We start from the raw sequence: 11,374 nt of genomic DNA, 5'->3' as shown, positions 1-11,374 counted from the left end.
ACTCGGTTTTTTCGCTCCCGATCCACGGTATTGCGCGACGCAAGATCCCGAGTTAATGGCTCAGGAATTCAAATCGATGGTTCGGACACTGCATTCGTTCGGTATCGAGGTCATACTGGATGTGGTCTATAACCATACGGCGGAAGGAAACGAGCGGGGACCGACGTTGTCGTTTCGCGGCATCGATAATACCAGCTACTACCTGCTGGATGCGGAAGAAAAACGCCGCTACATGGACTTCACGGGCTGCGGCAATACGCCCTACATGCGTCATCCACGCGTTCTGCAACTGATCATGGACAGTCTGCGGTATTGGGTTACCGAGATGCACGTGGACGGATTTCGATTTGATCTGGCCACGACGCTGGGACGCCAGTTCCACAACGTCGACAGTATGAGCAGTTTTTTCAACATCATTCATCAGGACCCGATTCTATCCCAGGTCAAGCTGATCGCAGAGCCTTGGGATGTTGGCGAAGGAGGGTACCAATCCGGGAAGTTCCCTGTGATCTGGACCGAATGGAACGGTCGATATCGTGACTGTGTCCGCTCCTTCTGGAAAGGGGACGGCGGAATGGTGAATGAACTGGCTACACGGCTGGCAGGCAGCAGTGATCTCTACGAAGACAACGGACGAAAGCCATCTGCCAGTGTCAACTTCGTCACGTGCCATGACGGGTTCACGCTCAACGATCTGGTCAGCTACAACACCAAACACAACGAAGCAAACGGTGAAGGAAACCGTGACGGCAACGACCATAATCTGAGCTGGAACTGCGGAGTCGAAGGTCCAACTATCGATCCCGAGATCCTCGAACTGCGTGCACGACAGCAGCGGAATTTCCTGGCGACCCTGTTTGTTTCGCAGGGGGTCCCCATGCTGCTCGCGGGTGACGAACGGGCCCATTCAGCACAGGGCAACAACAACTGTTACTCGCAGGACAATTTCCTGTCGTGGCTTTCGTGGGACTTCAAACCGGCTCAGAAGCGGCAGTTAGACTTTGTCCGGCGACTGATCCAAATTCGCAAAGAGCAGCCCGCACTCTCGCGTCGCCGATTCTTCAAGAGCTCCGTTCAGGGAGACGATGTTGACGACATTTACTGGCTCGACAACTCGGGCCACCGGATGAGTGAGGCGGCGTGGAGTGATACCTCGCGCCGTTCGCTCGGCATGCTCCTGCTGGGACATTGCAGTCAGATCGATGAGCAGGGGGCCTGTATCATTGGTGATAACCTGCTGGTCCTGCTGAATGCGGGAGAAAGTCCGGTGCCATTCACGATGCCGCGAGCGGTCCAGCGATTCAAAGCCATTGACCGGCTGTTCGATACATACGATGGTTCGACCGACATCGTGAAATACGAAACCGCAAACCCCTATGTTCTTCAGCCAAGAAGCATGGCCCTGTTCCGTCACAGGATTGGGGATTGACCGCGGACGAAGTTGTCCGCGCTCGTTCCTCTCGCATTCCTTGCAATGGCCGACACAGGATAAGCACGCGGAGCTGGTGCGCAGGACCGTAGACAATAAAAGTCAGGCCTGAGTGTCCCCTATCCAAAACTGGCTTGGGAGGCATTGAATTGTTCGATGAGTCTGCGCGCCAGTTTCGAATGATAGGACTTGAATGCCCGGCCCCACTCCCCGGGCGGCGTTGGCTCCGCGGTTTCTTCACCCCTTTTCGAAACTTTGCGTCAACGATCGCAATTGGGTCAGTTGGTCAATCAGCCGAGGCAGTTCTGACAGCGGGACCATATTGGGACCATCGCTCAAAGCCTTGTCCGGGTCAGGATGGGTCTCGAAGAAGACGCCATCGCAGCCACTGGCGACAGCGGCACGGGCGAGGAAAGGGACCATGTCGCGACGCCCACCCGTGGTGGCGCCACCGGGCAATTGAACGCTGTGCGTGGCATCAAAGATGACAGGAGCGCCGAACGACTGCATTACCGGGATGCAGCGGAAGTCGTTGATCAGCCGACCATACCCGAACATTGTTCCCCGTTCGGTGAGCAGGACATTCTGATTTCCAGAGGCTTCGCACTTTTTGACGACGTGAACCATATCTTCCGGGGCGATAAATTGCGGCTTTTTGACGTTGATAATCCCGCCGTGTTGAGCCGTTGATTTTGCCACTGCTTCCACCAGATCGGTCTGGCGGGCCAGGAAGGCTGGGATTTGCAGAATCTGACAGACTTTCGCCGTCGGCTCGGCCTGCGCTGGTTCATGGACATCGGTTGTGAGAGGTAATCCTGTCTCTGCACGAACTTTTGCCAGGATTTCCAAGCCCCGTTCCAGTCCCGGTCCGCGAAAACTGTCAACGCTCGTGCGATTCGCCTTATCGAAGCTCGATTTGAAGACGATTTGAACGCCTTTCGACTCCGAGATCTTCGCCAGCTTCCTGGCAATCTGCATGACAAGCTCTTCGCTTTCAATCACGCAGGGCCCCGCGATGAACAACAGGGGAAGACCTCGACCGCATTTCCAACGCCCGACCTGGACGGGATTATTTGGCACAATAGCTCCTTCTAGAAATGTAGCGACTCCTCAAGTTCGCCGGTGCTCCGGTCCGATGTCGCAGAAATAGTGTCAATCGCGGCCTCTTTTGGGCTGCAGGCCATTACTGCACTCGACGTACTTCACGGGCGATCCAGTACCGAATCTTATCGACGGAAAGAGATTCCCGCGACTCCGGCTTGAGCCAGATCAGGAGACTCGCTTCGAACACGACGCGTCATGACGACGTGGGAAATCCTGCGTCTCGTTCGAAGTAGAGTCCCCTCTCGGAACGATTTGTCACGTTCCGACTTGTCCGGTCCACGTCAGTAACTGTTTCCAGAACGAAGCATAATCGTGTCCGACTTCGATCCCCTGTGACTGAGCAGCCTGACCCGTGACGCGGGGCAAACCCCAGTCAACAAAGCCCCCCACCCAGTGAGGAGCGACGTCGCTGAGGAACGAGGCGGTTCGGCCTTTCCCGTATTGTCCGGTGACCAGAGCGGGGTACTTCTGATCCGGCGTGAACGACCAGCCCGAGTTGCTTGAGTCTGCCGAATTCGATGTCCCCGCGTATGTCGCCTTAAAGGTGTGAGCTTCCAGGACCACTTTGGAATCGGGTTTTGGTGTCACGTGGTTCATCCCGCCAATTGCAGGAGGTCGCGTGAGCCACGGCAGGCCGCTGATGGCTGGATGCTCGGTTGCCGGGACCAGCCAGGCGGATTGGTCAAAGTTCATTCTGTCATCCTGGGCCGCGATCTCCACGGGCAAGGCGGCCGCCAGAGGGGTCCCGTTCCAGTCGCCGCCGAATCCGTGATACGACTCCCACCCGCCGATCATCAAGAGCCCGCAGCCTTGCTGAATGAGCTTGAGAGCCGCCTCCTGGCATTCTGGAGCAAAGTTGGCGGCCGGGTAGTCGCTGAGGATCAGCAAGGATCGAGGTTTCTCAAGGTCCGCGATACTGATTCGCTGGTTGCTGGGGATGTACTGAAAATTAAAGTTCCAGGTAGTCAACATACCTGCCAGATAGGACGCGGCGCCGTTCAGGTCAGTGTCGCCGCAATACAAAATCGATCCGCTCACAGATTCACTCTCCCGAGAAAAGTAGGTGCGCAATCTTAGTGGATGGCGCTTCCCGCCGTCTGCCCCGCAATGTCGCTTCCGTGGCTGGAAATGTCGATCGCAAGATCAGAGCAAGGTGAAAAAGTGCGGCAGAATAATCGCGGATGGCCAGTTTCATTGATCGAAGTCCCGAAAACCCCGCCGGTGAGCTTGCAGACCTGGCGCAATTTGGTTGTATTGATCCCCTCGCCTAGCACTGTAATTGCCCCCCGCGAATAAGGCTTCCCTCAATGCATGGATTTGATACTGCAGCATCGCCAGAAGAACCAACGCGCTCTTCAACTCCCTGGTGGAAGGATCTGTCACGCTATCACTGGTTTGTGTTGGTCGTGGCAGCGCTCGGTTGGCTCTTCGACACGATGGATCAGCAGCTTTTCAACCTGGCTCGTGTTCCCGCGATGCGCGAACTGCTCGCACCGGCTCCCGGTGTTTCCCCAGCTCAGGCGGACGTTGAGTTCTATGGCTCAATTTCCACGTCGATCTTTCTGCTGGGCTGGGCGACGGGCGGTCTAGGCTTTGGAATTCTGGGTGACCGGATCGGCCGAGCCAAGACGATGCTCCTGACAATTCTGCTCTATTCGGCCTTTACAGGACTGAGTGCTCTTTCCTGGGACCCATGGAGTTTTGCCGCGTTTCGATTTTTGACCGGCCTGGGTGTGGGTGGGGAATTTGCCGTTGGTGTGGCACTCGTGGCCGAAGTGATGCCCGTTCGGGCGAGACCATTCGCGTTGGGGTTACTCCAGGCACTGTCTGCTGTGGGAAATATCTCGGCCGCGGTGATCAGCCTTGTTCTATTCGAACTCGAAGAACGGGGGGCGGTGGGGAGCGCCTGGCGAATCATGTTCGTGATTGGGGCCTTGCCCGCGCTGCTCGCGATCCTGATTCGTCGACGATTGAAGGAGCCTGAACAGTGGCAGGCCGCTTCGGACGAACAACTCCAGAAGCAACTTGGATCGTACAGTGAACTGTTTGGTAACCCCACTTGGCGGCGAAACGCGATTGTCGGGCTGATCATGGCGGCGTCCGGGGTGATCGGACTGTGGGGCATCGGATTCTTCAGTATCGACCTGACCCGGTCCGTCTTCCGCAAGTCCTTCGAAAACGACCTGCGCGTGGCAGGCGAGGCCGAGAAGGACCGGGAATTTATTCGACTGATTGTCAGCAAGCCCCAGTTACTGAGCGAGGCAAAAGCGGTCCCGTTCCCCAATCAGTTGTTGTCACCTGCGGCAGGAAATAAAGACGCTGAAGTCATCTACTCTGAAGTACAAAAGAGAGTAAAAGCCGGGGAAACGCCGACCGCATCGGAGATTGCCTCGAGCCTGTCCAAAACGGATGACGAGCGAGCGCGTCGGTTGGAATATCTTTCGGGCGACGAAGTTTCAGGCGATGCCGCCGCGGTCGAGGGGCATACCGACCGCATTTCGAAACGAGCGAAGAAGCTGACGAATCAGTTGGGGCGTTGGGCGGCATTCACATCTGTCATGCTCAACATTGGTGCCTTCTTCGGGATCTATGCCTTCACCTACGTCACCTATTACACCGGTCGCAAGCCCGCCTTCGCGGTCGCTTTTGTCCTCGCAATGCTCAGTACAGTGATGGTGTTCGGGTACCTCACCGAGTTCAGCCAGATCTTCTGGATGATTCCCATTATGGGTTTTTGCCATCTCGCTCTGTTCGGTGGATACGCCATCTATTTCCCCGAGCTCTTCCCCACGCATCTGCGCAGCACAGGGACTTCGTTTTGCTACAACGTGGGGCGCTTCGTGGCGGCGTCCGGACCGTTCGCTCTGGGAGCTTTCAGCAAGTTCGTCTTCCACGGGTATGAGGAACCGATGCGTCAGGCGGGAGTGACGATGAGTGCCATCTTCCTGATCGGATTGCTCGTTCTACCATTCGCTCCAGAGACCAAAGGCAAACCGCTACCGGAGTAACGTTCTCTCGAGGTATCTAAAGCTGTCGACGGGGATCCGGCTTTAAGTTCTGAGATTGACGGTCTCATCAGGACGACTGATGTGATTGTTCAACAGTGATGAGTTTGGACACGGAAACGCTTGAAACCGGATCCCGCGCCCCTGGCGGCGTGGGATCCGTCTCGTTGAGGCAGCCCGGGCGATGGTTCCTGCGTCCGCGTGCGGTAGCGGGCAAACACGTGTTTGGCGCGATCCGAGAGCGTACGCCTTGGGGTCGGGTGCCCAGATCTCCAGACTGGCTAACATTCGATCAGAACGATCGACTCACTCGGAAGCCAGTTTTGAAATTTGAGTACCCGACCCCAGTTTGTTGAAACGCCTCTCGCTGACCCACGTCGGGGCGTGGTTCCGGTCTACAGAATCGCGAGTGCCTGCTTGGTGCGCTCAAGTAATGGCGAGTCAGGTTCGCCTGCGCCTCGCAGGTAGTAGACACTCGCGGCCATCAGTTGCGGGCGAACGGCTGGGCTGGCGTACGAAAAATCTTCGAAGGCCGAGGCCGCAAACTTGAAGTCGTGCGAGTCCGTCCCCTTGGTGAAGATCAAATGCCGAGCTGCATCGAAGAACCGGGCGGGATCTCCTCCATGGCGACTGTAAGCCAGCACCTGCGCAGCTGCCGTATCCCGATTCTGTCGCAATCCATCGAAGACCGCTTCAATGGACGGTGGAACTGCGTCGCTCGGTTGGAATTCGTCGATGTTCGGCTTATCGGGGAAGCGGCCACGTTGCCGCGTCCCCTCGCGGAACAACGCGATCCACGATGCTGCCTGCAGCAACGCGAGTCGCCGCGTTGAATCGTTTCCACTTTGTCGGAAGATGAAGAACAGGGCGTTAGTGGCTGTCGTCGCGTGAAGGGGGACAATTGCCTGTTCTCGCATCAGAAGCTCTCCGGCTGCCAGCAGGATGGCATCCCACAGAGAGCTTGCAGCCACGCCTCGATTGAGTTGAGTGACCACTGCCTGGGCCGCTTCTTCGGGGGTGGCGACGCGCAAGGACTGAACCATTGACCGAGTGACTTCGGGGTCGGGTTTGCCGTCCATCCAGTCACCACGAATCTTGCCGGCCAATTCCCGATTCTTGTCGTAGGGGGCGGCTGAGTCCGTGTTTCCCCCGTTAAGCAAGCCGTAGACGAGCGACCGCATCACTGGCTCGGCATGTTCCCAACCGATCAAGTCCAGCGTGCGGCCCGCACAGGCTGCAAAGATCGCTTTATGCCCGATGTTTTGCCAGTCTCGAATCGCGTACGGCCAAACGATTTCCATAACTTCGGTGGAACTGGCGGATCGGCAAAGTCCCGCGATAGAGACGTCAGCGGCCGCTTCGTCCCAGCGGTCCATGGCCTCGATGAAGCGTGCTCGTGACTGAGAGGCCGAAGGGACCTCTGCGTCGCGAACAGCAGATAAGGTCCAGTCTCCTTCTTTGACGTCCTGGGCCTGCGCGCCTTTGAAATTATCGAGCGCCCAGAAGAACGGAAGAAGACGATCGGCCTGCGATGCATCGAGCGAAAGTTGATGGGCCGCACCCATCACCATCACCGCGTGAAATTTGAACCCGACGGGGCGGGGTTTGATATTGCGGATTCCAGCGAGAAAGAGACCTCCGACGAGTTGCCGATAGGGAAGTCCGTTTTTGAGTTTTTCAACCGCCTGCTCCAGAATCTTCTCGCGTGGAGCCTGCTCAATCCAGCAGACGACTCCTTCCATTTCAGGCCGGAACTGCACAATTGTGGGATCAATTGCCACGTCTTCCGCTCGGGCGGAGGTCAGTGAATTCAATGAGCACCAAGCGGCGCTGCCAGTGACGAGCGTGCCGCCGAGGTCACGGAGAAACTCGCGACGATCAATTGGAAACATGCTGTTCCTTTCCAAGCGGATGGAATCATCGAGCGGAATGGCCCACCAATTTGCCAGTGTAGCAACTGGATGAGCTGATTTCCTGATCCAGCGTGCGCTGCGAAGATTTTGACGTGAGTTTGATGAGAGGACTCCAGAGACCAGATCATTGGATCCAGGGAACATTTCGCTGAAAAAAGGGCCCCTGAAAAAAAGGGCCTCTTTCGTAGCTCGGGTCTTGTCGGGGTTGATACGATGCGCGTCTAATCCCACATGAAGCAGGACGGCAGCCAATGACGGGCGAATTTACCTCTGTACCGACACCGAACTCGATTCGACGTCTCAACCAGATCATGGAGACGATGCGCGAATTGAGTTTGCAGACTGATCCGCAGGCCATGGTACGCGAGTACTATGAGCGGATGAGGCAGGTCAATCCGCAAATTGATCGACGCCTGGCCATGAGTCGGCGTGAACTCTCCTATCCGGACTTCCTCATCACTCGATACAGCGAATGGGAAGATGATATCGATCCCTGGAAAGAGCCCGAGCGTTTGCCCTTACTTTCTGGTGGAATCCTCGCTGAACTGATCTACGGAAACGAACCGCGGATCATCAACAACCTGAACGTGTCTCCTGACGATCCTGCTTACGAATATCTCGAAGGACAGCACTCGCTGCAGGCCATCCCGCTGCTTGACCAGGGTTTGTCGCTGAACATGTCCCTGCATATGCGGCGGGTCCCAAACGGCTTCTCGTACGAGAACCTGCCCGAATCAGTTTGGCTGGCAAACTTGTTCGGACGCGCCACGAGTACTCTCGTCCTGGCCGAGCGACTGAAGGAAGCTTATGAAGAGATTGATCGCGAACTGAAAGCGGTGGCCCGGATTCAGCGGTCGCTGCTGCCGATCAAGCTCCCCCAGATCCCCCGGATGAAACTCGCGGCGTCGTACCAGACAGCGCGACGGGCCGGAGGTGACTACTACGATTTCTTTCCACTGGGGGACGGGCTTTGGGGGCTGCTGATCGCGGATGTCAGCGGCCATGGAACACCCGCGGCCGTGATGATGGCTGTAATGCACAGTATTGCGCATACGTTCCCCGGCTCGACAATTACCCCGGGGGCGATGTTGAACTACCTGAACGATCGCCTGTGTCAGCACTATGTCGGTAACACGGGCACATTTGTGACGGCATTTTACGCCATCTTCGATCCCCAGACACTGCGGTTAACCTACTCGTCAGCTGGTCACAATCCCCCGCGGCTGCGACGCGGTGACTCGGGCAAGATCAGCTCGCTCATTCACGCGCAGCATTTTCCGCTCGGCGTGATGCATTCTTTCCGTGCAGTGGAGGCGGCGATTGATCTCCGTCCTGGAGATCAGTTGATCCTGTACACGGATGGGATTGTGGAAGCCGCAGGACCCGACCAGGAACTTTACAGTCTGTCACGACTGGACCACGAGATTTCGAACACATCTCTGGATCCTGAGCAGACGGTTCAGACGCTGCTCAATTCGGTTGCTGAGTTCTCGTGTGGAACAGCCGCCTCGGATGACCGGACGCTCGTCGTAGGCACGATTGTCTGACGGAGCTTCAAGACAATTTGTGAAAAGGTGCGAGAATAAAACGTCGCTGCCTGTCTGTCTCGGGCCTGAAACAAGAGTGACAGCAGGGGCGCTTGACTGACCTGCTGCTGTCAACCCACATTACCTCAATTGTCGAAGTAACTGACCGGTTGCGACTGACCACTCGTGAATGGTCCCCTCGAAGCTGGCCGAGACCAGTGTCTGATCGTTAGGGCCAAAGACCAGACCTCTTACGATTCCATACTGACCTTTCAATTCTTTGGGAGGCTGTTCGGGTTCGGAGAGATTCCAGATGCGAGTTTTGTGATCGAATCCCCCGCAAGCCAGTTGAGTTCCATCGACCGAGAACGACACTGCCCGTGCGAACATGAAATCGAGTCGCTGATGCCAGACCTGCTTACCCGTGGTCGTATCGAACACAATCACGTCGCCGTGCTGATTTCCCACGGCAAGATAGCGACCGTCACTGGTCCATTCTGAGCAGCAGCAGAATCCCGCCAACCCCTGCAATTCCACTTTCGACTGCCCGGTTCGGGAATCACAGAAGTAAGGGGTCGCCTGGTCTGCCGAGACGAACAGGCGGTTTCCATCGGGAGAGAGGTTGTTCTCGACGTTCAATGGCTCGAGAGTGAACTCATGGCGTTTGGGTTCTTCATCTCGAAGTTCCCACCCAATGGCGTTCCCTTCGAGTGTCATCACGATCGCGTACGTTCCGTCCGCAGAGACGTTGACGGTGGCAGAAGTTTGAGACTGCGTGCCGAACTCTTCGGAGATGAGAATTTCTCCTCGTCGAAAGATGTCGACCCGGTGGTGAATGGCACCCCCTTCAGCCCATTCGGAAAGATGTGCGACGACTGAGTTCCTTTGGGAGGCGTCATAGGCGATGACTTCGGGAAAAATGGTCTGTTGCGTGACGTCTCCGGTATCGAGAGAAATTTCGTCGTGCTGGCCTCCCCAGACATGAGCCAGGACAGCCCCGCGTTCACGGTCGACGTTCAGTGCCAGAACGGGAAGCAGCTTTCGAGCGTTCGGCTGTTTGTCGGCGGCAAGATGTACCTTCATAAATGCCGAGGACTGCCAGAGACAGACGGTGACAATAGAGACTGCGGACGCAAGGACGAAGACCTCGCGTAAGGCACCCAAACAGAAGAACCCCGTTCGTTGATGTCGGGGGCTACTCAGATTCAGGCGGGGCCGATGGACTAACACAAGAAACTCCCTAAACTCTCGGAAAACTCTTGAGACGCACTCACTTAATGGCTGACTCGTTCAGCCGGCGTGCGCAAGTTTTCTGCAAAAGCGATCTACTTGCTTCAAATTGTGGAGAATGATCGCGTCGACTACTGCCTGATTATCAGGCTCCTTGTCGGGAGTGTGAACAACGCAGACCGCATGCCACTTCTCGATTGGGATTTCCGAAGTGCGATTAAGTTGTTTTGAGGTATATATTTCTGATTCTGTGTGGCTGTTTCAAAGGGAGTGATAGTGAACAAAAGCTTCGGCAAGCCGCAGAGGTGAACTCGGGAAATGTGCGATCTTGTTAAGCGGTCTTGCAAGCAACATGAACAATTCTATTGCGAAGGTGTCGGTTTATTTGAGGCGGCCTAACGAAATGGGTCCTCGCGTCTGCCTGAGTGCTGGTAAAATAGGCAATCACTCGCGCACAATAGACGCACCAACCTCGCCCGTGTGACATCGGATCCAACGACTCAGCTTTTAATCCTTGCGCCAGAAAGTGCGTTCTATGCGTTCCCGCGAACTGGTCATCTGTGGCCTCAACGCCGTTCGCTCTCGTTTCGAAACAGCGTCCAGCACGGTGAAACGGCTTTTTTTCACTCTTCCCATCGCACCGGAGATCGGTGACCTTTGCAGATGGATGGCCAAAGAACGGCTTGTTTACCGCTGTGTTGAACCCGAAGAACTTGAACGCATTTCGGGGTCCATCCATCACGGCGGGGTTGTGGTAGTGGTGCAACCGCCCCAGATCCGCTCACCCCGCCTGGATGAAGTCCGTCAATGGGCCAGCAGTGGTCTTTCGCTGCTGATTCTTGACCGGGTGAGCAACGTGCACAATTTAGGTGCAATCATCCGAACGGCCGCTTTCTTTGGGGTCACAAAGCTGATCATTCCCGATCATCCTCAGGCGGCACTGCCGACCGAGGCGACCTATCGCGTCGCCGAAGGGGGGCTGGATCACGTCGAGGTCTTCTGTGTGGACCATCTACCTGGCTTTCTGCGAGCGATCCGCCCCTACTACTTTATTGTCGGTGCTGCGACCCGTGGTGGTTCGCCCACAAAAGGAAGAAACCAGGAACGGCCCTATGCCATCGTTTTGGGCAACGAAGAGCTTGGGCTGGATCGGGAAGTGATGAGTGC

The 11,374-nt window shown here is 56.3% G+C and carries 8 protein-coding genes; 4 read left to right on the top strand and 4 right to left on the bottom strand.

Annotated features, from left to right (window positions below; genetic code table 11):
- The coding region (gene glgX, locus VGE80_RS15875; protein ID WP_440593350.1) for a glycogen debranching protein GlgX at window positions 1-1,429 on the top strand (1,429 nt) is incomplete at its 5' end.
- Between the two features lie 237 nt (window positions 1,430-1,666).
- Here the strand turns inward: glgX and kdsA are convergent.
- Complete coding sequence (gene kdsA / locus VGE80_RS15870) at window positions 1,667-2,512, bottom strand: 3-deoxy-8-phosphooctulonate synthase (RefSeq protein ID WP_440593351.1); 846 nt, start codon at window positions 2,510-2,512, stop codon at window positions 1,667-1,669.
- 276 nt (window positions 2,513-2,788) lie between these two features.
- The gene (locus VGE80_RS15865; protein WP_440593349.1) at window positions 2,789-3,571 is read right to left on the bottom strand and encodes a glutamine amidotransferase; all 783 of its coding nucleotides are present in this window, start codon (window positions 3,569-3,571) and stop codon (window positions 2,789-2,791) included.
- A gap of 269 nt (window positions 3,572-3,840) precedes the next feature.
- Here VGE80_RS15865 and VGE80_RS15860 point away from each other — a divergent pair, with 269 nt between their 5' ends.
- Window positions 3,841-5,541, top strand: a complete 1,701-nt coding sequence (locus tag VGE80_RS15860; RefSeq protein WP_440593348.1) for an MFS transporter — start codon at window positions 3,841-3,843, stop codon at window positions 5,539-5,541.
- Between the two features lie 392 nt (window positions 5,542-5,933).
- Here VGE80_RS15860 and VGE80_RS15855 read toward each other — a convergent pair whose 3' ends face one another.
- Window positions 5,934-7,430 carry a hypothetical protein gene (locus tag VGE80_RS15855; RefSeq protein WP_440593347.1) on the bottom strand — a complete coding sequence of 499 codons (1,497 nt, stop codon included), beginning with the start codon at window positions 7,428-7,430 and terminating at the stop codon, window positions 5,934-5,936.
- Window positions 7,431-7,702: 272 nt separating this feature from the next.
- Here VGE80_RS15855 and VGE80_RS15850 point away from each other — a divergent pair, with 272 nt between their 5' ends.
- Window positions 7,703-8,998 carry a PP2C family protein-serine/threonine phosphatase gene (locus VGE80_RS15850; protein WP_440593346.1) on the top strand — a complete coding sequence of 432 codons (1,296 nt, stop codon included), beginning with the start codon at window positions 7,703-7,705 and terminating at the stop codon, window positions 8,996-8,998.
- A gap of 120 nt (window positions 8,999-9,118) precedes the next feature.
- Here VGE80_RS15850 and VGE80_RS15845 read toward each other — a convergent pair whose 3' ends face one another.
- Window positions 9,119-10,207: a WD40 repeat domain-containing protein gene (locus VGE80_RS15845; protein WP_440593345.1), complete on the bottom strand. Its 1,089-nt coding sequence runs from the start codon at window positions 10,205-10,207 to the stop codon at window positions 9,119-9,121.
- 535 nt (window positions 10,208-10,742) lie between these two features.
- Here VGE80_RS15845 and VGE80_RS15840 point away from each other — a divergent pair.
- On the top strand, window positions 10,743-11,374 hold a 632-nt coding region (locus VGE80_RS15840), incomplete at its 3' end, for a TrmH family RNA methyltransferase (RefSeq protein WP_440593344.1).

Source organism: Schlesneria sp. (genome assembly GCF_036405755.1).
In the GTDB taxonomy this organism is placed as follows: Bacteria; Planctomycetota; Planctomycetia; order Planctomycetales; family Planctomycetaceae; genus Schlesneria; species Schlesneria sphaerica.
The sequence above is the reverse complement of the archived record's forward strand: the minus strand, read 5'-3'. Positions and strand labels throughout refer to the sequence as shown.

Excerpts from the sequence above, each read along its gene's own strand:
- VGE80_RS15860 (WP_440593348.1), top strand. The coding sequence starts at position 3,841 with ATGCATGGATTTGATACTGCAGCATCGCCAGAAGAACCAACGCGCTCT.
- VGE80_RS15855 (WP_440593347.1), bottom strand. The coding sequence starts at position 7,430 with ATGTTTCCAATTGATCGTCGCGAGTTTCTCCGTGACCTCGGCGGCACG.
- VGE80_RS15850 (WP_440593346.1), top strand. The coding sequence starts at position 7,703 with ATGACGGGCGAATTTACCTCTGTACCGACACCGAACTCGATTCGACGT.